Origin of the sequence: Larsenimonas suaedae, assembly GCF_023712105.1 — a bacterium.
GTDB lineage: Bacteria > Pseudomonadota > Gammaproteobacteria > Pseudomonadales > Halomonadaceae > Larsenimonas > Larsenimonas suaedae.
On record NZ_JAMLJI010000005.1, the window covers coordinates 1 to 24,534 of the forward strand.

Consider the following 24,534-nt stretch of genomic DNA (forward strand, 5'->3'; position numbering starts at 1 on the left):
GAAGTGAAACCACCCCGCGCCGATGGTAGTGTGGAGCTTCTCCATGCGAGAGTAGGTCATCGTCAGGCATCTATACCAAGGCCCCGATCAGTCGATCGGGGCCTTTTTTTATGCCTGAAATATAGGCATAGAGGCATAGCCAGCTTGAACTCGATGAACGACGAGAGCTCCTATTGAGCCTCTTAAAGGAAGCCGAAGGTATCACCGCGGTTGTGTTGTTATGTACTAGCGCATGGCTTTACGCACGGCCTTATATGCCTCTATGCCTCCATGCTTAAAAGAGGCTGCGACAGTAAGCTTGGAGCTTGACTGGTCTGCAAGAGAAGGCTCAAGGTCAAGGAAGAAGCTTCCTGAGCGGCGACATGCGGTCATAATACTGGCTTCAGGCCGGCAACCTGGTGCAGGAAGGGTCGACCGGTGAATGATCGATAGCGGCAGCAATAGGGGGAGGGGAAGCACTTACAAGGAGGAATGCCCTTTAAGTGAGCCTTGAATGCACCTAAAGGGAACTAGCCTTAAGAATGTTATGAAAAGGGAATTTGCTATGCCCCTTTCTTTTCTCTCATAAGGCATTCATGTCATGGCATTGGCTGTCTGACCCAAACCTGCCTGACCAAACCTTTATGCCTCTTTCGCTTCAGCACTCTCATAACGCTCTCGGTCTACTTTCAGGTAGGCCACACCCTCATCGGTAGCGATATAAAGATCTTCAACGCCTGAGCGGTTAAGCAATGTGGTGCGCGTGCTCTCAACGTTCTTGAGCTGGTCATCCGACAGCGGCAGAAGAACGCTTGAGAGGTGTCGTGGTGTTTTGAGTGGTGCGCACACAATGAACCAGATAATGGCTACAAGGCTTGTAAACCAGAATACGCCGTTGGTGCCAAACGATGAGGCAATAATTCCACCGCCAGCACCGCCCACAGAGGCGCCCAGGAACTGGCTGGTCGAATAGAGACCCATGGCCGTTCCTTTCGCGCCTGCAGGCGCAATCTTGCTGATCATCGATGGCAGCATGGACTCCATGAGGTTGAAGGCGATAAAAAATACCCAAAGCAAGGTTATAAGCCCCCACAGCCTGGAGGGCAGCAGTGCGATCAAGGCAAGGGCGATGATGAATGTGGCGATTGCCCCCATGAAGACGGGCTTCATCTTGCGATATTTTTCGGCGGCGATTATGAACGGCACCATCGCAACGAACGCAACCGCCATGACAGGCAAATAAATGAAGCCATGATCCATTGCGGGAATGCTGATTGCTTTTAAACGGATTGGGATGGCTACAAAACAAGCTGTCAGGATCAGGTGCAGTGAAAAGATCGAAAAATCGAGCCGGAGCAGGTTGGGTTCAGTAATAACGGTTTTGATCTGACCCAAATTCAAGCCAACGTCATGGTGGTTCCTGGGGGGCGCGGCAGGTACAAGCTTCCAAAGTACGACCAGGCTCAATGTGGCAAGGATTGCGGTTGCCCAGAAAATGCCCTCAAGTCCTGTAAATCGTGCAAGTACGGGGCCTGCCACCATTGCGGCAGCGAAAGCCAGTCCGATGCTCATGCCTACTGCTGCCATGGCAGTCGTTCTGACTTCTTCCCGCGTCCGGTCTGCCAGCAAAGCCATGATGGCCCCGGCGATAGCGCCACTGCCCTGCAGGGCTCGACCGGCAATAACGCCGTAAATGGATTCGGATAATGCCGCAACAATACTGCCAATGATGAACAATCCAAGCCCCAGACTGATCACCGTCTTTCTGCCGATCTTGTCGGAGAGCATGCCGAAGGGAATCTGCAAAATGGCCTGAGTAAGGCCATAGATGCCAAGGGCAATACCAATCAAGGTCGGCGACGCATGATCAAGGTGGCTGCTGTACAGCGCGAGCACTGGAAGCAGCATGAAGAGCCCGAGCATACGAACCGCGTAAAGGCTTGAAAGGCCTACTATCGCTCTAAGTTCGATAGGAAGAAGGGCGGGCTTTTTCATATGCGACCAACGTTTTACAGGTTAATAGAATCCAGGTCTCGGGTCAGACACGCAGGTTCTGATCCGGTTCATACGATGTGTGTGGCATAATGTCGCGCGGGGTGCGAGCCAAACTGGCGTAGTAGCGCGCTTTTAGGCAGGGTAAAGCATACAAGATGTATGTTTTTAGTGCATCGGGTGCTTGTCGGGGCCTGTCCGCTATCTATAATATGAACCCCGCTAAGTGGCTGAGACAGCAGCAAACACGGCGAGTTCCAGAGCGTTGTGATTTCGCACCGAAGCTCGCTGGCGCTGAAAGCTAGCCTATCGGCGATGTGCAGTCCGACCGGTTGCGCTCCGTCGCCTTTCATTGAGCGTATGTTTCTGCCGTTTATCTAGCTGGACTCCCGCGAATCGTGTTGCCCGCATCTTTTATATGGGGACAACTCCATCAGTCACAAGTAACAACTGTGTCGATGCGTGGGGTTATGGAATGCATTTCATGCGATCAATTCTGGCTGTATGAAGTGCAAAAGGGCAGGGGCTACGTCCTCTGTAAAGGCATGAGGTCTCATAAAGAAGTGAGTTGATCGTGCAGGTCGTTCAAGAGAGTGCGAGATGAGAAAATCGAACTATACTAGCTTTTTCAAAAAGTTAGCCTTACTAGCCGGCACGGCCATGCTTTTGAGTGGTTGTGACGCGGCGCTCATGGATCCGAAAGGACCTATTGGCGAGCAGCAAAAGACCTTGATCATCACAGCCATCGTGCTGATGTTGATCGTCGTTATTCCTGCTATCGCGATGACCTTTATCTTTGCCTGGAAGTATCGGGCGTCCAACAAGGATGCTACTTACTCTCCCAACTGGTCGCATTCCAATAAGATCGAGGCCGTTGTATGGGGCATTCCCTGCGTCATCATTCTCGTTCTGGCGATCATTACCTGGAAGACGTCCCACTCGCTTGATCCGTTCAAACCACTGGATCATGAGAAGGCGCCGTTGAACGTCCGCGTTGTGGCCCTGGACTGGAAGTGGCTGTTTATCTATCCGGAACAGCAGATCGCGACCGTCAATGAAGTGGCGTTCCCGGTCGATCGTCCGGTGCATTTCCAGATCACGTCCGACACGGTCATGAACTCCTTCTTTATCCCGCGGCTTGGCAGTCAGATCTATGCCATGGCAGGTATGGAAACGGACCTGCACTTGTTGGCGAGCGAGCCTGGCGACTATTACGGATTCTCGGCTCAATACAGCGGTGCTGGGTTCTCGGGAATGGACTTCACTGCTCATGCGTATAGCGATGATCAGTTCGGTTCGTGGGTCGATCGCGTCAAGCAGTCTTCCAAGCAGCTCGATCAGGCCACTTATGACCAGCTAGCCAAGCCGAGCGAAGACGCGCCAGTAGAATATTATTCGACCGTGATGCCAAACCTCTTTGCCAGCATCATCCAGAAGTACATGGGCGGGCAGAGCGTAGGCGGAAATGAAGGTATGCATCATCAAGGTGCCGAGGAGTAAACATGTTCGGAAAATTATCGCTTGAAGCGGTGCCGTACCACGAGCCCATTATCATGGGGGCCATCGGGTTTATTATCCTGGGTGGTCTGGCTATGGCTGCCGCACTTACCTATTTCCGCAAATGGGGCTATCTCTGGAAAGAGTGGCTGACCAGCGTGGATCATAAACGCCTTGGCGTTATGTATATCATCGTCGCCATGGTCATGCTTTTGCGTGGCTTTGCCGACGCCGTCATGATGCGTTCGCAGCAGGCGATTGCCAACGGAGCCAACGAAGGCTACCTGCCTCCGCACCACTACGATCAGATCTTCACGGCGCACGGCGTTATCATGATCTTCTTCATGGCCATGCCGTTCATGATCGGTCTCATGAACATCGTGGTTCCGCTTCAGATCGGTGCGCGCGACGTTGCGTTCCCATTCCTGAACTCGCTGAGCTTCTGGCTGTTCTTTGCAGGTGTCGTCCTGGTCAACCTTTCCCTCGGTCTGGGTGAGTTTGCAAAGACAGGTTGGCTTGCTTATCCGCCCTTGTCGGGGATCAAGTACAGTCCAGGCGTAGGTGTGGATTACTACATTTGGGCACTACAGATATCGGGCATTGGTACGCTTCTGACCGGGGTGAACTTCTTCGTCACCATCTTGAAGATGCGCGCGCCTGGCATGAGCCTGATGAAAATGCCGATCTTTACCTGGACCATCCTGGTTACCGCGGTTCTGATCATGGCAGCGTTCCCGATCCTGACCGCAACGCTTGGTCTGCTTACGCTTGATCGTTATCTGGAGATGCACTTCTTCACCAACGATCTGGGTGGCAACATGATGATGTATGTCAACCTGATCTGGGCGTGGGGCCATCCAGAGGTCTACATCTTGATTCTGCCTGCCTTCGGTATCTTCTCCGAGGTGACGGCAACCTTCTGCAGTAAGCGTCTGTTTGGCTACACCTCAATGGTGTATGCAACAGCAGCAATCGGTTTCTTGTCCTTTATTGTCTGGCTGCACCACTTCTTCACCATGGGTGCCGGCGGTAATGTGAACGCGTTCTTCGGTATCGCGACCATGGTCATCTCCATTCCGACCGGGGTTAAGATCTTTAACTGGCTGTTCACGATGTATCAGGGACGCGTCCGGTTCACGACGCCGATCCTTTGGACGCTGGGCTTTCTGGTGACGTTCTCCATCGGCGGTATGACAGGTGTTCTTCTGGCAGTGCCGGGTGCAGACTTTGTACTTCACAACAGTCTCTTCCTGATTGCGCACTTCCATAACGTCATCATCGGTGGTGTGGTCTTCGGTTATCTGGCCGGCTTTACCTACTGGTTCCCGAAAGCGTTCGGCTTCACATTGAACGAGCGTCTTGGCAAGTGTGCCTTCTGGTGCTGGCTGGTTGGGTTCTACTTCGCGTTTATGCCGCTGTACGTGCTCGGTTTCATGGGTATGACGCGCCGTTTGAACCACTACGATAACCCGGAGTGGCAGGCTTACCTGATTGTTGCGGCTATCGGGGCGGGCATCATTGCGCTTGGTATCGGCTTCCAGCTGCTTCAGATCGTCGTTAGTGTCATGCAGCGTCACAAAAACCGCGATGTGACCGGTGACCCGTGGGGCGCTCGTACCCTTGAGTGGTCCATGTCTTCACCGCCCCCGTTCTACAACTTCGCGCATACGCCGGTTGTTAAAGAGCGTGACGCATTCTGGGATATGAAAGAAAACAAGGATGCGTACCACACGCCTCAGGGGTATCAGAAAATTCATATGCCTAAGAATACGGCTGCAGGACTTACCATCAGTGCGTTCAGCCTGGTGATCGGTTTTGCCCTTATCTGGCATATCTGGTGGTTGGCGATTGTCGGCACGGTCGGTTGTTTGATCTCCGTAATCGTTCGTATGTTCAACGATGACATCGATTACTACGTCCCGGCTGAAGAAGTCGAACGTATCGAGTCCGAACATCTCAAAAACATTGCAAATCAGGCGTGAACTATGTCGACTGAAGCAGTAAACAACCACGACGCTCATGCCCACGGGCATGAGCACGAGCACCACGATGCATCAGACATGAAAGTCTTTGGCTTTTGGGTCTATCTGATGACGGACTGCATTCTGTTCGCAACGATCTTTGCGACGTTTGCAGTGCTGGCGAACAGTTATGCCGGCGGTCCGACAGGTGCCGAAATCTTTGAGCTGCCCTTCGTTCTTACCGAAACCATGATCCTTCTGGTGAGCAGCTTTACCTTTGGCCTTGCATCCATTGCAGGCCATCATGGCAAGAAGTCATCGGTGCTTGGCTGGCTGTTCGTGACATTCCTGCTGGGCCTTTCGTTCATCATCATGGAAATCTATGAATTCCATCATTTGATTGCCGAAGGGTTCGGGCCGCACAACAGCGCGTTCCTCTCTGCGTTCTTTACGCTGGTAGGAACTCACGGTCTTCACGTGACCTGCGGCTTGATCTGGTTGGTCGTCATGATGGTTCAGATCAAAAAGAACGGTCTTGATACCAACAACAATACACGAATGATGAACCTGAGCCTGTTCTGGCACTTCCTGGACATCATCTGGATCTTCGTGTTTACCGTTGTCTATCTGTTAGGGGTGTTGTAATGGCACATAACGAGCATACTTCACACGGTGGAGCGAGCCATGGGACTGTCAAATCCTACATTGTAGGGTTTGTCCTGTCGGTCATTTTGACTGTCATCCCATTCTGGATGGTCATGAGCGGCTCATTTTCGAAAAGCGTGACCGCGATCAGCATCTTCGTGCTCGCGTTCATTCAGCTGTTCGTGCATCTGGTCTATTTCCTTCACATGAACCGTTCTTCCGAGCAGCAGTGGAACGTAATGGCGTTCGTTTATACCGTCATTATGGTGGCCATCCTGGTCATCGGTTCGCTGTGGATCATGTTGAATCTGAACTACAACATGATGATGGGCTGAGACTCAGTGGCTGAATGTTGAAAAACTATGTTCAGATAACGAAGCCAGGCATTATCTTCGGCAATCTGATATCTGTAACAGGGGGCTTTTTCCTGGCTTCTAAAGGAAGCCCGGATTGGCCCCTTTTCCTTGCCACATTGATCGGCGTGTCGCTGGTCATCGCGTCAGGGTGTGTGGTCAACAACTACGTTGATCGGGATATCGATCGTCGAATGGCGCGAACCGAACAGCGCGTGTTGGTGCAAGGGCTTATTTCACCCGCCATCTGTCTGCCTTATTCGATAGTGTTGGGGCTTGCAGGTGTCGGGGTGCTGGCGCTTTACACCAATGTCGTTGCTGTCATTTTCGCAATGATCGGCTTTTTCGTTTACGTCTTCCTCTACACGCTCTGGCTCAAGCGTGGGTCGGTTCATGGCACATTGATCGGAAGCATTTCAGGGGCGTGTCCGCCTGTGATCGGCTATTGCGCGGTTGCAGGACAATTCGATGCGGCTGCCTTGTGCCTACTGATCATTTTTAGCCTGTGGCAAATGCCGCACTCTTACGCAATCGGAATATTTCGCTACGACGATTACGCGTCTGCATCGATTCCCGTGCTGCCGGTCAAGCACGGTATAAAAACGGCCAAAAAACACATCAAGATCTATATCGTAGCGTTCTGGATCGCGTCTCTGGCGCTGACCTTGCTGGGATATACAGGCATCTTCTATTTTGTGGTTGCCCTGTTTCTTGGTGGGTACTGGCTGTATCTTGCGGTGTGCCCCAAAGCGCGAACAGATGATGCGCAATGGGCTCGGCGCTTGTTTTTCTTTTCCATCATCATTGTGATGGTCATGAGTTTTGCAATGGCGGTTGATTATCAACCTACTGCGTGAACAGGAAACCGGCATGGCCGGTTTCTTTTTTTGTCAGAGATTGCTAATATCCCACCAATAGCCATACAGAAAATGTGGGATTCAAAAAACAGATCTATATTTCAATACCTTCACGGTCAAATAGCCGATTTACTTGCAGCCTCCCTTCAAGATCAGCGGTGCCACGTTCTGTGTCACGTTGACGCACTCGTTTTTATTTCTCCCTCAGTTACCTTAGTGTTCTCTCTTGACCGTACTAACGCTTATCGGCGCAAGAGGGCTGGATCATGCTTGGTTTGCACGCCATCGACCTGGCGCGATTTCAATTCGCGTTCACCGTGTCGTTCCATATTATTTTTCCGGCTTTTTCCATCGGACTTGCCAGCTACTTGATGGTACTCGAAGGGCTTTGGCTCAAGACCGGCAAAGATGTCTATATAAAGCTCTATCACTTCTGGATTCGTATCTTTGCCGTGGCGTTTGGGTTGGGCGTCGTCTCTGGGGTCGTTATGGCCTACGAGTTCGGTACTAACTGGAGTGGCTTTGCGGAAAAGGCAGGTGACATCACCGGGGTCCTTCTGACTTATGAAGTGCTGACCGCGTTTTTCCTCGAGGCAGGATTTCTTGGGATTATGCTGTTTGGGCAGGCGCGCGTGAGTAAACGGCTTCATTTCTTTGCTACGTGCATGGTTGCGATCGGTACCCTGATCTCCGCGACCTGGATACTGATGTCCAACAGTTGGATGCAAACGCCGGCCGGGTTCGAGATGGTCGATGGGCGCTTCGAGCCGGTCAGCTGGTTGGAAATCATGTTCAACCCTTCGTTCCCTTACCGGCTTCTTCATATGGTGCTTGCCGCTTTCATTTCGGTCAGCTTCGTGGTAGGAGGGGTTGGCGGCTATCATCTTCTTCGCGACAAGGAAGACAAGGCGGCCCGCAAGATGTTCTCCATGGCCATGTGGATGGCTGTTGTGACCTTGCCGATTCAGATCATGGTGGGTGACGCGCATGGTTTGAATACACTGGAGCATCAGCCGGCCAAGCTGGCTGCGATGGAGGGCTACTGGGGGCCGAAATCGGGCGAGACGGGCGTGCCGCTGACCCTCTTTGCGCTTCCGAACATGGAAACCGCGCAGAACGATTACGCGCTAGAGATTCCAAACCTGGCAAGCCTCTATCTTACGCATTCGTTGCACGGCGAGATCCAGGGGCTGAGCAGCTTTCCAAAGGATGAATGGCCGGACGTTCCGCTTGTGTTCTGGTCGTTTCGTATAATGGTCGGGCTTGGAATGGCCATGCTGGGCATTGGTGTGCTGGGGCTTTTCCTTCGGTGGCGCAAACGCCTTTATGACACGCGCTGGTTCCATCGGCTGACGTTTTTCACGCTTCCCATTGGATTCATCGCGATCGTTGCTGGGTGGGTGACGACCGAAGCCGGCCGGCAGCCGTGGGTCATTTACGGGCTTTTAAAAACAGTCGATGCGGTGTCGCCGCTGAATGCGGGGAGCGTAGCGGCCAGTCTGAGTGGGTTTATTGTGGTCTATGCCATCATTTTTGGTATTGGTATTTATTACATGGCCAAACTGATCCGTAAGGAGCCCATGGGTGATGTGCCGGACGGCGGGCCAGGTCATGAGCGCCATCCCAAACGACCATTCTCTGTGGTCGAGCAGGAGCTGGACGATGAGGAGGTTCGGTCATGAATGTGGCATTCGATTTACCGGTTATCTGGCTTTTTCTGATCGGCTTTGCCATTACCATGTACGTTGTGATGGATGGCTTCAGTCTGGGAGTGGGAATTCTATTTCCCTTTGTAAAGCATGATCAGCACCGTGACGTCATGATGAACTCGGTGGCACCGGTATGGGATGGCAATCAGACCTGGATGATTTTGGGGGGCGCTGGCTTGTACGGCGCGTTCCCATTAGCGTACGCCGTCTACCTGCCGGCCATGTATCTGCCGCTGATCCTGATGCTGCTGGCATTGATCTTTCGTGGCATCGCCTTCGAGTTTCGGTTCAAGTCAAACCGGAGCCGACCCTTTTTCGATACGGTGTTCAGCGTGGGCTCGATGGTCGCGACGTTCGCTCAAGGGGTCGTGCTTGGCGCCATCATCCAGGGTGTTGAAGTCGTTGATCGCCAGTACGCCGGTGGCACCTTCGACTGGTTCTCACCGTTTTCACTGTTCACAGGCGTTGCCTTGATGCTCGGGTATGGCCTTTTGGGGGCGTCGTGGCTGATTGTCAAAACCGAAGGAGGATTGCAGCGGCGGTTCTACTTTCTCGCCCGCCCGTTCGCGATCCTCTTGGCCGTGGCCATGGCGGTGGTTTCACTATGGACGCCACTTGCCAACTCGCGCATTTTCGATGTGTGGTTCACCATGCCGAACATGCTGTGGCTTGCGATCATGCCGATCATGTTTCTTGCATTGGTGTATAGCATTATCAAGGGCATCATCGAGCGCCACGAAAAGTTGATCTTTGTAAAAAGCATCGCCTTGTTCGTGCTGGGGCTGATTGGCCTGATCATCAGTTTCTTCCCGCTATTGATACCGCCATCCATCACGGTGTGGGAAGCGGCGTCTTCCTCGAAAAGCCAGAGCTTCCTGATCGTCGGATATTGTGTGCTGATTCCAGTGATCCTTGCATACACCTTTTACAGCTATCGAGTATTCAAGGGAAAGGTCAGGGTTGGCGAAGGTTATCATTAACTCCTCTGGCTCAAGGGGCGCTTCGGCGCCCCTTTTTTGTTTTCGCATTGCGCGTCGGGTTTTGGATAGAATGTCGAACTTAGCTTATTAATAGGGTCGCTTTTATGACCGTGCGAGACTTGCTTCGGCTTTTGTGTGATGGCGAATATCATTCCGGAGAAGAGCTGGGTGAGTATTTTGGGGTGTCACGAACCGCGATCTGGAAACAGCTTAAAAAGCTTGAGCAGATGGGAATACCGCTTGAGGCCACTCGAGGGCGAGGGTATCGCGTGCCGAAGGGGCGTGGCCCGCTCAATGGAAACGAGATCATTGCCGGACTGGGGCGTGAAGCTCGGCGAGGGCTGACGCGCTTGTTTGTTGAGGACTCGCTCCCGTCAACGAATGCGTTCATGCTCGACAGGTTTGTGCACGGGGCCGGTCATGGCGAAGTCGCATTGGCTGAAGTTCAGACTGCGGGACGCGGTCGCCGTGGGCGAGCATGGGTCAGTAGCTGGGGGCAGGGCGTCTATCTATCGATGGGCTGGCGCTTCTCCAAAGGCGTTGCTGCGCTTGAGGGGTTGAGTCTTGCCGTCGGGGTGGTCGTTGCCGATCTTCTTTCAAGTCATGGTGTGCCGGTCAAGCTTAAGTGGCCCAATGATGTGCTCGTTGAGAAATCCGGCGCCTTTTTCAAACTGGGCGGCATTCTGCTTGAAGTTCGAGGTGATATGGAGGGGCCGTGCGATGTGGTTGTCGGCATCGGGCTCAATATGGATGCCCCGGACCCTGCGCGATTGGCCGCTATTCAGCCGGTGGCTGGCGTGCGAGATTACGCAGAGCTTGATCGAAACGGGGTGGTCTCGGAGTTACTCGAGCAGCTTTTGAAGCTGATGCCTGAGTTTGAAGTGGCCGGGTTCAAAGCGTTTGCTGGTCGATGGAATACCTATCATGCCTTCAATGGACGCGAAATCATGGTTGCGCAAGGCAACGATGCATTTCAGGCGTTGGCCCTAGGTGTGGATGAGTCCGGTCGATTACAGGTGGAGCGAGGCGGTGTGATCGAGTGGCTCAGCGGAGGCGAAGTGACGGTAAGGGAGAGTGCATGATACTCGACCTTGATATAGGCAATACGCTCTCCAAGTGGCGGCTCAAGGATCCGGTTTCCAGTGAGATACGGTCACGTGGAGCCGTCTGGACGCGTGAAGAGTGGCGCCCTGGCGCGGATATCCCCGATCTCGAAGTGATTCAGCGGGTCCGAATCTCAAGTGTTGCCCAGAATGAGGTTCTTCAGGAAACGGTTGCGTTGCTTAAAAAGCGCATTCCTTCCATTTATGTTGCCCGGCCTAGTGTCGAGGCACTGGGTGTAACGTGTGGTTATGATACGCCGGCAAAGCTTGGGGTGGATCGCTGGCTGGGTGTGCTTTCGGGGTATCAGTTGACGGGGGGCTGCTGCGTCGTGGATTGCGGCAGTGCCATCACGATCGACTTCGTGCTTCCTGGTGGTCAGCATTTGGGGGGATACATCATCCCTGGGCTTCGTCTCATGAAGGAAACGCTCAAGCTTGGCACTCGGCGCGTGAGTATCGACCCGGACGCAGCTGTCGATGAGCTTCATTCTCCGGGGCGTAACACGGTGGATGCGGTTAACCACGGCGTATTCATGGCGGCCATCAGTGCCATCCAGCGCATCTACTGCGACGTGTGCGATAAGGAGTCGGTCGCCTTGCCATTAATGTTGACCGGAGGCGATGCGCGGGTGGTGTCGACTGCACTTGGTGTGCCGCACGCGCTCTGGCCCGATATGGTATATGGCGGTCTCGAGGCCTTGTTTCCCATGACAAACGCAGAGCGGGCCGGGCGGCTTAGTGGGGCGCCGGCGCTGCCTGATACGCCATCGATCGAAAGGATACGCGCAGGCCTTGCATTTTCCACGTTGCTTTGACACAATTCGCACCGTCTTGAGGCGAGCCCCTGCGGATGCAGGCTACTGAATTCGAAAGGGCTTGACATCGCATTCATCAAATGTAGAATGCGTCGCCAGTTGGAGGGATTCCCGAGTGGTCAAAGGGAGCAGACTGTAAATCTGCCGCGAGAGCTTCGAAGGTTCGAATCCTTCTCCCTCCACCAACTTCAAGATATCACTTGGCTGGCGGGCATAGTTCAATGGTAGAACCTCAGCCTTCCAAGCTGATGATGCGGGTTCGATCCCCGCTGCCCGCTCCAGATAGGCTCATGTAGCTCAGGGGTAGAGCACACCCTTGGTAAGGGTGAGGTCGACGGTTCAATTCCGTCCATGAGCTCCATATGTGTATTGTCTTGTTGCATGAATTTCCTGTCTACTTCTCGAAGGTTGCAAGGTGGTTAACAGGGGTGTAGTATTCCCGCCGCTTAGCAGGCTCTGAGGGTTGAATAGGCCAGTAGCTCAATTGGCAGAGCAGCGGTCTCCAAAACCGCAGGTTGGGGGTTCGATTCCCTCCTGGCCTGCCATCTGCAAGATGGTAGCCTCCTGAAATGTCCAAATCGTTTTGAATAGCTGTCGCACGCCCTAGGGAGTTTTGTTTCCATGAAGCATGAGGCTGAAGTGCAGGAATCGCGCCATGATGCGTTGAAATGGGCGGTTGTTGTTGTTCTTGTGGCGGCGATAGTGGTTGGTAATTCCTTCTTCTCCGATCTTGCACTTTTATACCGTGTGCTCGGGATTACCGCGCTCGGCCTGTTGGCAGCGTTCGTTGCGTTAATGACGAAACAGGGGAAGGAGCTGTCTGCGCTCGCCAAGAACTCACGTAAAGAAATTCAGCGTGTTGTCTGGCCCAGTCGTCAAGAGACGTTTCAAACAACAGCTATTGTACTGGTTGCCGTATTGGTTGTAGGGCTGGTGCTCTGGCTCATTGACACCTTCTTTGGTTGGGTGGTGTCGGGCATCATTGGTTAGGAGGCGTCATGGCTAAGCGTTGGTATGTAGTACACGCTTATTCTGGTTTTGAGAAATATGTGATGCGCTCCTTGAAGGAGCGGGTCAAGCTTTATGAAGTCGATGATCTTTTCGGGGAAATTCTTGTTCCTACGGAAGAGGTTGTCGAAATGCGGGATGGCAAGCGCCGCAAGAGTGAGCGCAAGTTTTACCCGGGCTATGTTCTGGTCGAGATGGAAATGACCGATCAGACCTGGCATCTCGTCAATGAGACGCCCCGCGTCATGGGCTTTATTGGCGGAACGCCGGAAAAGCCGGCTCCGATCACAACGCGCGAGGCGGATGCAATCCTGCAGCGCGTGCAGGATGGTAGTGAAAGTCCTCGTCCGAAAACCATGTTCGACGCAGGGGAGACCGTTCGTGTAACTGATGGCCCCTTTGCCGACTTCAATGGTGTGGTGGAAGAGGTCAACTACGAGAAAAGTCGTCTTCAGGTCAGCGTGCTCATTTTCGGGCGTGCAACACCTGTCGAGCTCGAGTTTTCTCAGGTAGAGAAAGAGTAGTCTGGTTTGTGTCCGCCGGTTCGGTGGATGAAAACAGGGGAGCCGTTCAGGCGCTATAACCCAACTGGAGTAGAAAATGGCTAAGAAAGTCCAAGCGTATATCAAGCTGCAGGTTGCAGCCGGTAAGGCCAACCCGAGTCCGCCCGTAGGTCCGGCTCTTGGTCAGCACGGCGTCAATATCATGGAGTTCTGCAAAGCGTTCAACGCAGCGACTCAGGATGTCGAGCCGGGCCTTCCGACACCTGTCGTTATCACGGTCTATTCAGATCGTAGCTTCACATTCGTCACCAAGACACCGCCCGCGGCTGTCCTGCTCAAGAAAGCAGCTGGCATCAAGTCGGGTTCTGGTGTTCCGAACAAGACCAAGGTCGGCACGGTTACTCGCGAGCAGCTCGAAGAGATCGCTCGCACGAAAGAGCCGGATCTGACTGCGGCTGACATGGATGCGGCGGTGCGTACCATTGCTGGTAGCGCGCGCAGCATGGGTCTGAATGTGGAGGGCCTTTAATAATGGCTAAGCTAAGCAAGCGCATGAAGGCGGTCCGCGAGAAAGTGGATCCAGCCAAGACATACAGCCTTGAAGAGGCAGTATCACTTCTTAATGAACTTTCTTCTGTAAAGTTCAAGGAATCGTTTGAAGTGGCTGTCAATCTCGGCGTCGATCCGCGTAAATCGGATCAGGTTGTACGTGGTGCGACCGTTATGCCTAACGGTACAGGTAATGACGTACGCGTTGCCGTATTTGCCCAGGGCGCTGCTGCAGACGCTGCAAAAGAAGCGGGCGCAGACATCGTTGGTATGGACGAGCTGGCTGAAGACGTCAAAAAGGGTAACCTCAATTTTGACGTTGTTATCGCTGCGCCGGACGCCATGCGCGTCGTCGGTCAGTTGGGTCAGATCCTTGGTCCGCGTGGCCTGATGCCGAACCCGAAAGTCGGCACTGTTACGCCGGACGTCGCTACCGCGGTCAACAATGCCAAGGCTGGTCAGGTTCGTTTCCGTACCGACAAAAACGGCATTATCCATGCCGGTATCGGTAAGGTCGGTTTTAGCGCTGAAGCCATCCAGGGCAACGTTGATGCTCTGGTTGCCGAGCTCAAAAAGCTCAAGCCGAGCACGTCGAAAGGGGTTTACCTGAAGAAGGTTTCTCTTTCCACGACGATGGGTCCTGGTGTTACAATCGATCATTCGTCTCTAGCATAATGGCTGGAGCGGAAAACTTTGCGGTCCCCGTGCTTGCGCGGGGTTCCGTCAAAGACCGTAGGCGCTTCGGCTTAATGTTATAAGACATGCCTACGCAGATGGTGACAGCGCCTGGCGCTGGCCATCTTCAAGGCTTCATCCCTGGATGAAGATAGATGGTAACCCCGCCGCCTCGATAATCGAAGCGGGTACGAAGGAGTAAGTAAAGTGCCATTAGGTCTCGAAGACAAAAAGGCAATTGTTGCTGAAGTCAGCGAAACCGCTAGCGCTGCACTCTCCGTCGTTGTTGCCGACTCTCGTGGTGTTACTGTTGGCGCGATGACCGAATTGCGCAAACAGGCTCGTGACAACAATGTCCAGCTGCGCGTCGTGCGCAATACGCTGGCTCGTCGCGCGCTCGAAGGCACTACGTACGAATGCCTGAATGAAGCATTCGTAGGGCCGACTCTGCTGGCTTTCTCCATGGACCATCCGGGCGCCGGAGCGCGTCTGTTCAAGGAGTTTTCAAAGCAAGAGCAGGCTTTCGAAGTCAAGGCAATGGCGTACGAGGGCGAGTTCATTGCAGCGGGCGATATCGATCGTCTGGCGAATCTGCCGACTTACGACGAAGCGATCGCCAAGCTGATGTCTGTAATGAAAGAAGCCTCCGCTGGCAAGCTTGTTCGAACTCTGGCTGCACTGCGCGACAAGAAAGAGGAAGAAGCAGCTTAATTGCTGTCCTCTGCAGGTGTATCCATTCATTGATTGAGCACGTGGTGCTCCGCAAAGATTTTAGGATTGAGTAATCATGGCATTGAACAAAGAAGACATCATCAACGCTGTTGCTGAAATGTCTGTCATGGAAGTCGCTGAGCTGATCGAAGCGATGGAAGAAAAATTCGGTGTTACTGCAGCAGCAGCTGTTGTTGCTGGTCCTGGTGGCGGCGAAGCCGAAGCAGCAGAAGAGCAGACTGAATTCGACCTGGTTCTGGCATCTGCTGGTGACAAGAAAGTTAACGTCATCAAAGCTGTTCGTGAGATCACAGGTCTTGGCCTGAAAGAAGCCAAAGGTGCTGTCGACGGCGCGCCGGCTACCCTGAAAGAGGGTATGTCCAAGGACGACGCTGAAGAAGCCAAGAAAAAGCTGGAAGAAGCTGGTGCAACTGTAGAACTCAAGTAATCGCATGATTGCTTGGTTGGGGTGCACTGCTTAACGCATCCACGGCTGGTGGCGGATTAACCGCTGCCAGCCTTTTTCTGTTGCTACCGACATACTCAATACGTCAGTCAACGTTATGGTGTGAGGTGTCGGACGAATTTAACAACGGCGAGCACAGGGCTTGCCGTTGGCGCCTGACAGGCCGGGCCTGTCGCGGCGTGCCGACCGTGCCGGTCACTCATGGTGAACAAGCTGGGGAATACAGATGGCTTACTCATACACTGAGAAAAAACGCATCCGCAAGGATTTTGGCAAACTGCCCCAAGTGATGGATGTGCCTTACTTGCTGGCCATCCAGCTTGACTCCTATCACGACTTCCTCCAACAGGAGATGGCGCCTGCAAAGCGCCGCGATGTCGGTCTGCATGCCGCTTTCAGCTCCGTATTTCCGATCGAGAGCTTTTCGGGCAATGCAGCGCTCGAATACGTCAGCTACCGTTTTGGTACGCCCGCTTTCGATGTCAAGGAGTGCCAGCAGCGCGGAGTGACTTACTCTGCACCGCTGCGCGTCAAGGTTCGCTTGATCATTTATGACAAGGAATCTTCGAACAAGGCAATTAAGGACATTAAAGAGCAAGAAGTCTACATGGGAGAAATTCCTCTCATGACAGAAAATGGCACCTTTGTGGTCAACGGGACCGAGCGTGTCATTGTTTCTCAGCTGCACCGCAGTCCCGGTGTGTTTTTCGACCACGACAAGGGTAAGAGTCACTCGTCCGGTAAGCTGCTTTATTCAGCGCGAGTCATCCCTTATCGCGGTTCGTGGCTCGATTTCGAGTTTGATCCCAAAGATAACGTTTATGTGCGTATCGACCGCCGCAGAAAACTGCCGGCTACGGTGCTGCTGCGTGCGTTGGGCTTCAGCTCAGAAGAAATGCTGGGTATGTTCTTCGATACATCCGTATTTCATGTTGAGAAATCCGGGTTCTCAGTTGAGCTTGTTCCGGCGCGCCTGCGCGGTGAGACTGCAATCTTCGACATTCGTGACAACGAAGGTGGCTTGATCGTCGAAGAAGGTCGCCGCATTACTCAAAAGCATATTCGTCAGCTCGAAAAGGCCGGTATCGAACGTCTCGACGTTCCGATGGAGTACCTGCTTGGCAAGACGCTGGCAAAGGATCAGATCGACCCGAATACTGGCGAACTGATCTGCAATTGCAATACCGAACTGACGGAAGATCTGATCGCCAAGTTGGGCCAGGCAGGCATTGCCTCGCTAGAGGTGTTATATACCAACGACCTCGATACGGGTGCGTTTGTCTCGGATACGCTCAAACTCGATACCACCTCATCACGCCTTGAAGCGCTGGTTGAGATTTATCGAATGATGCGTCCGGGCGAGCCGCCGACCAAGGAAGCGGCAGAGTCTCTGTTCAATAACCTGTTCTTTACCGAAGATCGTTATGATCTTTCCGGTGTCGGTCGAATGAAGTTCAACCGCCGTCTGCGTCGGGATACCGATGAGGGCGAGGGCGTGTTGTCCAATGACGACATCGTAACGGTAATGCGTGAGCTGATCAGCATTCGTAACGGCGTTGGTGAAGTCGATGACATCGACCACCTGGGTAACCGTCGTATTCGAAGCGTCGGTGAGATGGCGGAGAACCAGTTCCGTGTCGGTCTGGTGCGTGTCGAACGTGCCGTACGTGAGCGCCTCTCCATGGCAGAAAGCGAAGGCCTGATGCCGCAGGACCTGATCAACGCCAAGCCGGTTGCGGCGGCGGTGAAGGAGTTCTTCGGTTCTAGCCAGCTTTCCCAGTTCATGGACCAGAACAACCCGCTGTCGGAGGTGACGCACAAGCGTCGTGTTTCCGCATTGGGTCCGGGTGGTCTGACGCGTGAGCGCGCCGGTTTCGAAGTGCGTGACGTTCACGCGACGCACTATGGCCGCTTGTGCCCGATCGAAACGCCGGAAGGCCCGAACATCGGTTTGATCAACTCGCTGGCGACGTACTCGCGTACCAATAGCTACGGGTTCCTCGAGACCTCGTACCGCAAGGTCGTGGACCGCAAGGTGACCGACGATGTCGTGAACCTGTCTGCCATCGAAGAGGGCGATTTCGTTATCGCTCAGGCCTCGGCCACGGTCGATGAGCAGGGCAACCTGATTGATGATCTGGTCCAGGTTCGTCACAAGGGTGAAACCACCTTCATGACGCCTGACAAGGTCACCCTGATGGACGTGTCTCCGCGTCAGGTCGTGTCCGTTGCCGCGGCGCTGATCCCGTTCCTCGAGCACGATGACGCTAACCGCGCCTTGATGGGCTCGAACATGCAGCGTCAGGCTGTACCGACACTGCGCGCCGATAAGCCGCTTGTTGGTACCGGCATGGAGCGTTTTGTTGCACGTGACTCTGGCGTGTGCGCTGTAGCGCGTCGCGGTGGTGTGGTCGATTCGGTCGATGCCAAGCGTATCGTTATTCGTGTCAGTGAAGATGAAATCGAGGGCGGTGAAGCCGGCGTCGACATCTACAACCTGACCAAGTACGTGCGCTCGAACCAGAATACCTGCATGAATCAGCGGCCTGTCGTGCGCCCAGGCGATCTGGTAGCGCGTGGCGATAACCTGGCCGATGGTCCGTCCGTTGATATGGGTGATCTGGCGCTTGGTCAGAACATGCGTCTCGCGTTCATGCCCTGGAATGGCTACAACTTCGAGGACTCGATTCTGATTTCAGAGCGTGTCGTTGAAGAGGACCGGTTCACTACCATTCATATCCAGGAACTGACCTGCGTGTCGCGAGACACCAAGCTTGGTTCTGAAGAGATTTCTTCGGATATTCCGAACGTGGGTGAGTCGGCGCTTTCGAAGCTTGATGAATCCGGCATTGTCTATATCGGTGCGGAAATCAATCCTGGCGATATTCTGGTCGGTAAAGTCACGCCGAAGGGCGAGACCCAGCTGACGCCGGAGGAGAAGCTTCTGCGCGCCATCTTCGGTGAGAAGGCCTCTGATGTTAAAGACACATCCTTGCGTGCCTCAACGGGTATGAAAGGAACGGTCATCGACGTTCAGGTCTTTACGCGTGATGGGGTCGAGAAGGACCAGCGCGCGCTATCGATCGAGCAAATGCAGCTCGATGAAGTGCGCAAGGATCTTCAGGAAACCTATCGTATCGCCGAGGATGCGACGTTTGAGCGTCTTCATCGTGCCTTGAGCGATCAGCCGGTCAACGGCGGTCCGAATCTCAAGAAGGGCGACGTGCTGTCTGAGGCCTATCTTGATGATCTGCCGCGCCAGCAGTGGTTCAAGCTGCGCCTGCAGGACGAGACGCTCAATGAGCTTCTGTCTCAGGCCGACGAGCAGCTTCAGAATCGCCGCAAGGAGATGGACGAGCGTTTCGAAGACAAGAAACGCAAGTTGACTCAGGGTGATGATCTGGCGCCGGGCGTACTTAAGATCGTCAAGGTCTATCTGGCCGTTAAGCGCCGGATTCAGCCAGGCGACAAGATGGCGGGTCGTCACGGTAACAAGGGTGTCATTTCCGCGATTATGCCGGTCGAGGACATGCCGTTCGACGAAACGGGCATGCCCGTCGATGTGGTGCTTAACCCCTTGGGTGTACCGTCACGAATGAACGTCGGTCAGATTCTCGAAACCCACCTCGGCCTGGCCGCGTGGGGGCTTGGCGAGAAGATCAACCGCATGATGCAAAATGCACGCGATCAGCAGCTCGGCGAAATGCGCGAGTTCCTTGCCAAGGTCTACAACGAGAGCGGCGGTCGTCAGGAAACGCTCGATGAGCTCAGTGATGATGAAATCATCACCCTGGCCAAGAACCTGTCGAAGGGTGTGCCGATTTCGACACCGGTCTTCGATGGTGCCAAGGAAAGTGAGATCAAGGGGCTTCTGCGACTCGCTGATCTGCCGGATTCCGGTCAGATGACGCTGTTCGACGGGCGTACCGGCGAGAAGTTCGATCGTCCGGTGACGGTCGGTTATATGTACATGCTCAAGCTCAACCACCTGGTCGATGACAAGATGCACGCTCGTTCCACGGGCTCCTACTCGCTGGTAACACAGCAGCCGTTGGGCGGTAAAGCTCAGTTCGGTGGTCAGCGTTTCGGTGAGATGGAGGTCTGGGCCCTCGAGGCGTACGGCGCAGCCTACACGCTTCAAGAGATGCTGACGGTCAAATCCGATGACGTCGAAGGGCGAACCAAGATGTACAAGAACATCGTGGATGGCGATCACAGCATGCAAGCAGGTATGCCGGAATCGTTCAACGTACTCGTCAAAGAGATTCGCTCGCTGGGTATCGACATCGAGCTTGAAAGCTAAGGCGATTCGCCGAACACCCTTTGTTGGTCCGCGGGGGGGATTCGTCCCCCCTGCCCATGACAACTCCGCAACGGAGCCGACCCTATGAAAGATTTGGTCAAAGTTCTCAAATCGCAGGCACAGTCCGACGAATTCGACGCCATTAAGATTACTCTGGCGTCACCGGACATGATTCGCTCGTGGTCATACGGCGAGGTCAAAAAGCCCGAAACTATTAATTATCGGACCTTCAAGCCTGAGCGCGATGGTCTGTTCTGCGCCAAGATTTTTGGCCCGGTCAAGGATTACGAGTGCTTGTGCGGCAAATATAAGCGCATGAAGCATCGTGGGATCATTTGTGAGAAGTGTGGCGTCGAGGTGACCAAGGCTGCCGTGCGTCGTGAGCGCATGGGGCATATCGAACTGGCCTCTCCGGTCGCGCACATCTGGTTTCTGAAATCGCTGCCGTCTCGTATCGGTATGCTGCTCGACATGACGCTGCGCGACATCGAACGCGTTCTCTATTTCGAGTCCTTCGTCGTGATCGACCCCGGTATGACGACACTCGAGCGCGGTCAGCTTCTTAACGACGAGCAATACTTCGAAGCGCTTGAAGAGTTCGGTGATGACTTCGATGCCCGCATGGGTGCCGAGGCGGTCAAGGCGCTGCTGGCTGATATCGAGCTGGATGAAGAAGTCGAGCAGCTGCGCGAGGAAATTCCGCAGACCAACTCCGAGACCAAGATCAAGAAGCTTTCCAAGCGTTTGAAGCTGATGGAAGCCTTCCAGAAGTCCGGCAACAACCCGGAATGGATGATCATGGAAGTGCTGCCGGTGCTGCCGCCGGATCTGCGCCCGTTGGTACCGCTTGATGGCGGACGTTTCGCGACGTCTGACCTTAACGACCTTTACCGTCGTGTTATCAACCGTAATAACCGCTTGAAGCGCCTGTTGGATCTCAATGCGCCGGACATTATCGTGCGCAATGAGAAGCGTATGCTTCAGGAGTCGGTCGATGCCCTGTTGGACAACGGTCGTCGCGGTCGTGCCATCACTGGCTCGAATAAGCGCCCGCTCAAGTCGCTGGCCGACATGATCAAGGGTAAGCAGGGCCGTTTCCGTCAGAACCTGCTTGGTAAGCGTGTCGACTATTCCGGTCGTTCCGTTATCACCGTGGGTCCGCAGCTGCGTCTGCATCAGTGCGGTCTTCCCAAGAAAATGGCGCTTGAGCTGTTCAAGCCGTTTATCTATTCCAAGCTTCAATCGCTGGGCTATGCCTCCACGATCAAGGCTGCGAAAAAGATGGTCGAACGCGAAGTGCCGGAAGTCTGGGACATCCTGGCTGACGTCATTCGCGAGCATCCGGTCATGCTGAACCGTGCGCCGACGCTTCACCGTCTGGGTATTCAGGCGTTCGAGCCGATGCTGATCGAAGGCAAGGCCCTTCAGCTGCATCCGCTGGTCTGTGCGGCCTATAACGCCGACTTTGACGGTGACCAGATGGCGGTGCACGTACCGTTGACGCTTGAGGCGCAGCTTGAAGCTCGTGCGCTGATGATGTCGACCAACAACGTGCTATCACCGGCTAACGGTGAGCCGATCATCGTGCCGTCGCAGGACGTCGTTCTGGGTCTTTATTACATGACCCGCGAGAAGGTGAATGCGAAAGGCGAAGGCATGGTCTTTGCCGATCTCAATGAGCTTGATCGCGCCTTCGGTACTCAAAATGTCGAGCTGCACGCCAAGGTTCGCGTTCGTATCACCGAGTGGACTCGTGAAGATGAGCACAGTGAGTTTGTGCCATCCACGTCACTCAAGGATACGACGGTCGGCCGTGCGCTTCTGTATCGGATCGTACCCAAGGGGCTTGCGTTTGAGCTGGTGAATCGTCCGATGAAGAAAAAGGCGATCTCTCAGCTGATTAACTCAGGCTATCGCCAGGTTGGTCTGAAAGAAACGGTCATCTTTGCCGACCAGTTGATGTACACCGGTTTCCGTCTGGCAACCTGGTCGGGCGCGTCAATCGGCGTCAACGACTTCGTTATCCCTGACTCGAAGAAATCGATCATCGATGCGGCTGAGGACGAAGTCAAAGAGATCGAGTCTCAGTTCTCTTCCGGTCTTGTAACGGCAGGTGAGAAATACAACAAGGTCATCGATATCTGGTCCAAGGCAAACGACAAGGTTGCCAAGGCGATGATGGCCGGTATTTCGAAAGAAACCGTGATCGATCGAGACGGCAATGAAGTCGAGCAGGATTCGTTCAACAGCGTCTTCATCATGGCGGACTCCGGCGCACGTGGTAGTGCTGCACAGATTCGTCAGTTGGCAGGCATGCGTGGTCTGATGGCCAAGCCGGATGGCTCGATCATCGAGACACCGATCACCGCCAACTTCCGTGAAGGTCTGAACGTACTTCAGTACTTTATCTCGACGCACGGTGCCCGTAAGGGTCTTGCCGATACGGCCCTCAAGACGGCGAACTCAGGTTATCTGACGCGCCGTCTGGTCGATGTCGCACAGGACTTGGTCGTGACCGAAGAGGACTGCGGTACCGAAAACGGCGTAACGCTGCATCCGGTCATCGAAGGCGGCGACATTATCGTATCGCTCGCCCAGCGTGTTCTTGGTCGTGTTGTTGCGCAGGACGTGGTCGATCCGCAGACTCAGGATATCCTCATCCCGAGAGGCACGCTTCTCGACGAAGCCTGGTGTGACAAGCTCGACACCATGGGCGTCGATGAGATCATCGTGCGCAGCTCGATCAACTGCGATACCAATCACGGTGTGTGCTCGAACTGCTACGGACGTGATCTGGCGCGCGGCCATCTGGTCAATGTCGGTGAGTCCGTTGGTGTCATCGCGGCACAGTCGATCGGTGAGCCGGGTACCCAGTTGACCATGCGTACCTTCCACATCGGTGGTGCGGCGTCTCGTGCGTCCGCGGTCGACAGTGTTCAGGTCAAGCACGGTGGTAGTGTTCGTCTGCATAACATCAAGTCGGTCGAGCGCAGCGATGGCAAGTTGATCGTGGTATCGCGTTCCAGCGCTCTGGCGGTTGCCGATGAGCATGGTCGTGAGCGCGAGTACTACAAGCTGCCCTACGGTGCCGAACTGTCTATCAAGGACGGCGATCACGTCGAACCTGGCCAGACCGTTGCCAAGTGGGATCCGCACACGCATCCGATCGTTGCCGAAGTGGCAGGTCGAGTGCAGTTCACCGACATGGAAGACGGCCTGACCGTTAACCGCAGCGTCGATGAAATGACGGGGCTGTCCTCGATCGAGGTCATCGAGAGCGGTAACCGCCCGGCAGCGGGGCGTGACAAGCGACCGATGGTCATGCTTGTCGATGAGCGTGGCGAGTACATCTCTCTGCCGGGTTCGAATACGCCGGTGCAGTACATGCTGCCAGGTAATGCGATAGTCTCGGTCGAGAATGAATCCGGCATCGGTGTCGGTGAAATCGTTGCCCGTATTCCGGTTGAGGCGTCTGGTAACAAGGACATCACCGGTGGTCTGCCGCGTGTTGCCGATCTTTTCGAGGCACGTAAACCGAAAGAGCCGTCCATTCTGGCGGAAATTTCCGGTGTGGTCAGCTTCGGCAAGGAAACGAAAGGCAAGCGTCGCCTGGCGATTACTCCGGCCGACGGCGATCCGTTCGAAATGCTGATTCCGAAATGGCGTCAGATCAGCGTCTTTGAAGGTGAGACGGTCGAGAAAGGTGAAGTTATCTCTGACGGTCCGAGCAACCCGCACGATATTCTGCGTCTGCTCGGTGTCGAAGAGCTTGCCAAGTACATTACCGTCGAAATCCAGGACGTCTACCGTCTGCAGGGCGTTGGCATCAACGACAAGCACATCGAGGTTATCGTGCGTCAGATGCTGCGTAAGGTCGAGATTCTCGATGCAGGCGATACGGAGCTGATCCCGGGTGACCAGGTTGATGTCGATCGCGTGCTTCAGGTGAATGCGGCAGCCGAGGCGAACGGTAAGTTCCCGGCCAAGTTCGAGCGCGTGCTACTGGGTATCACCAAGGCATCGCTCGCAACGGAGTCGTTCATTTCGGCGGCGTCGTTCCAGGAAACGACCCGCGTTCTGACCGAGGCGGCGGTAACCGGCAAGCGCGACTATCTGCGCGGCCTGAAAGAAAACGTTGTCGTTGGCCGCCTGATTCCAGCAGGTACTGGTCTTGCGCATCACGCCGAGCGTCGCCGCAAGCGTGATGAAGCCGAGCGGTTTGCGCATCCGTCGGCGGTTGACGTCGAACAGCAACTTGGCGAGCATCTGACGGCACTGGATGCTGACGACGATTTTTAAGGGAAGTGGGGCACCGAGGGGCGATGCCGCTCGGTGCGGGCTTGACGCCTATTGCCCAAAAACCTAAAATTCGCAGCCTTTGACAGTGGGAGAGTCTATGCTCTCCTGCTGCTTTAAGTGTCGAAACCC

18 protein-coding genes and 4 tRNA genes are annotated in these 24,534 nt (G+C 54.4%); 21 read left to right on the forward strand and 1 reads right to left on the reverse strand.

Annotated features, from left to right (window positions below):
• Positions 1 to 621 precede the first annotated feature (621 nt).
• On the reverse strand, positions 622 to 1,974 hold the full coding sequence (locus NAT49_RS13960) for an MFS transporter (RefSeq protein ID WP_251595273.1): 1,353 nt from the start codon (positions 1,972 to 1,974) through the stop codon (positions 622 to 624).
• A gap of 597 nt (positions 1,975 to 2,571) precedes the next feature.
• Between NAT49_RS13960 and cyoA the strand changes: the two genes are divergently transcribed.
• The 21 genes from cyoA to rpoC all read left to right on the forward strand — a co-directional run bounded on the left by cyoA (position 2,572) and on the right by rpoC (position 24,405).
• Positions 2,572 to 3,471 (forward strand): ubiquinol oxidase subunit II, encoded by a 900-nt coding sequence (gene cyoA / locus NAT49_RS13965; RefSeq protein WP_251595275.1) that lies wholly within the window; start codon positions 2,572 to 2,574, stop codon positions 3,469 to 3,471.
• A 2-nt stretch (positions 3,472 to 3,473) separates the two neighbouring features.
• On the forward strand, positions 3,474 to 5,450 hold the full coding sequence (cyoB, locus tag NAT49_RS13970) for a cytochrome o ubiquinol oxidase subunit I (protein WP_251595277.1): 1,977 nt from the start codon (positions 3,474 to 3,476) through the stop codon (positions 5,448 to 5,450).
• Between the two features lie 3 nt (positions 5,451 to 5,453).
• Positions 5,454 to 6,074, forward strand: coding sequence for a cytochrome o ubiquinol oxidase subunit III (cyoC, locus tag NAT49_RS13975; protein ID WP_251595280.1), 621 nt, complete (start codon positions 5,454 to 5,456; stop codon positions 6,072 to 6,074).
• Positions 6,074 to 6,409 carry a cytochrome o ubiquinol oxidase subunit IV gene (locus tag NAT49_RS13980; protein WP_251595282.1) on the forward strand — a complete coding sequence of 112 codons (336 nt, stop codon included), beginning with the start codon at positions 6,074 to 6,076 and terminating at the stop codon, positions 6,407 to 6,409. The genes cyoC and NAT49_RS13980 overlap by 1 nt, the downstream gene beginning before the upstream one ends.
• A 14-nt stretch (positions 6,410 to 6,423) precedes the next feature.
• Complete coding sequence (cyoE, locus tag NAT49_RS13985; RefSeq protein ID WP_251595284.1) at positions 6,424 to 7,284, forward strand: heme o synthase; 861 nt, start codon at positions 6,424 to 6,426, stop codon at positions 7,282 to 7,284.
• Between the two features lie 266 nt (positions 7,285 to 7,550).
• Positions 7,551 to 8,966 carry a cytochrome ubiquinol oxidase subunit I gene (locus NAT49_RS13990; RefSeq protein WP_251595286.1) on the forward strand — a complete coding sequence of 472 codons (1,416 nt, stop codon included), beginning with the start codon at positions 7,551 to 7,553 and terminating at the stop codon, positions 8,964 to 8,966.
• Entirely contained in the window at positions 8,963 to 9,973 is a 1,011-nt protein-coding gene (gene cydB / locus NAT49_RS13995; RefSeq protein WP_285836167.1) for a cytochrome d ubiquinol oxidase subunit II, read from the forward strand. The genes NAT49_RS13990 and cydB overlap by 4 nt, the downstream gene beginning before the upstream one ends.
• Positions 9,974 to 10,077: 104 nt before the next feature.
• Positions 10,078 to 11,055, forward strand: a complete 978-nt coding sequence (locus NAT49_RS14000; protein ID WP_251595288.1) for a biotin--[acetyl-CoA-carboxylase] ligase — start codon at positions 10,078 to 10,080, stop codon at positions 11,053 to 11,055.
• Positions 11,052 to 11,891, forward strand: a complete 840-nt coding sequence (locus tag NAT49_RS14005) for a type III pantothenate kinase (protein ID WP_251595290.1) — start codon at positions 11,052 to 11,054, stop codon at positions 11,889 to 11,891. The genes NAT49_RS14000 and NAT49_RS14005 overlap by 4 nt, the downstream gene beginning before the upstream one ends.
• 101 nt (positions 11,892 to 11,992) lie before the next feature.
• A tRNA-Tyr gene (locus NAT49_RS14010) sits at positions 11,993 to 12,076 on the forward strand.
• 22 nt (positions 12,077 to 12,098) lie between these two features.
• Positions 12,099 to 12,172: transfer RNA gene (locus tag NAT49_RS14015), tRNA-Gly, on the forward strand.
• A gap of 5 nt (positions 12,173 to 12,177) precedes the next feature.
• Positions 12,178 to 12,252: transfer RNA gene (locus NAT49_RS14020), tRNA-Thr, on the forward strand.
• Positions 12,253 to 12,360: 108 nt separating this feature from the next.
• Positions 12,361 to 12,436, forward strand: a tRNA-Trp gene (locus NAT49_RS14025).
• Positions 12,437 to 12,512: 76 nt separating this feature from the next.
• Positions 12,513 to 12,881, forward strand: coding sequence for a preprotein translocase subunit SecE (gene secE / locus NAT49_RS14030; RefSeq protein ID WP_251595292.1), 369 nt, complete (start codon positions 12,513 to 12,515; stop codon positions 12,879 to 12,881).
• Between the two features lie 8 nt (positions 12,882 to 12,889).
• Complete coding sequence (nusG, locus tag NAT49_RS14035; protein WP_251595294.1) at positions 12,890 to 13,423, forward strand: transcription termination/antitermination protein NusG; 534 nt, start codon at positions 12,890 to 12,892, stop codon at positions 13,421 to 13,423.
• Between the two features lie 76 nt (positions 13,424 to 13,499).
• Positions 13,500 to 13,931 carry a 50S ribosomal protein L11 gene (rplK, locus tag NAT49_RS14040; RefSeq protein ID WP_251595296.1) on the forward strand — a complete coding sequence of 144 codons (432 nt, stop codon included), beginning with the start codon at positions 13,500 to 13,502 and terminating at the stop codon, positions 13,929 to 13,931.
• A gap of 2 nt (positions 13,932 to 13,933) precedes the next feature.
• Positions 13,934 to 14,626: a 50S ribosomal protein L1 gene (rplA, locus tag NAT49_RS14045; protein ID WP_251595298.1), complete on the forward strand. Its 693-nt coding sequence runs from the start codon at positions 13,934 to 13,936 to the stop codon at positions 14,624 to 14,626.
• A gap of 207 nt (positions 14,627 to 14,833) precedes the next feature.
• On the forward strand, positions 14,834 to 15,337 hold the full coding sequence (rplJ, locus tag NAT49_RS14050) for a 50S ribosomal protein L10 (RefSeq protein ID WP_251595300.1): 504 nt from the start codon (positions 14,834 to 14,836) through the stop codon (positions 15,335 to 15,337).
• 76 nt (positions 15,338 to 15,413) lie between these two features.
• Entirely contained in the window at positions 15,414 to 15,785 is a 372-nt protein-coding gene (rplL, locus tag NAT49_RS14055; protein ID WP_251595302.1) for a 50S ribosomal protein L7/L12, read from the forward strand.
• Positions 15,786 to 16,029: 244 nt separating this feature from the next.
• The gene (gene rpoB / locus NAT49_RS14060; RefSeq protein WP_251595304.1) at positions 16,030 to 20,106 is read left to right on the forward strand and encodes a DNA-directed RNA polymerase subunit beta; all 4,077 of its coding nucleotides are present in this window, start codon (positions 16,030 to 16,032) and stop codon (positions 20,104 to 20,106) included.
• Between the two features lie 84 nt (positions 20,107 to 20,190).
• The gene (gene rpoC / locus NAT49_RS14065) at positions 20,191 to 24,405 is read left to right on the forward strand and encodes a DNA-directed RNA polymerase subunit beta' (protein ID WP_251595306.1); all 4,215 of its coding nucleotides are present in this window, start codon (positions 20,191 to 20,193) and stop codon (positions 24,403 to 24,405) included.
• The last annotated feature ends 129 nt before the right edge of the window (positions 24,406 to 24,534 follow it).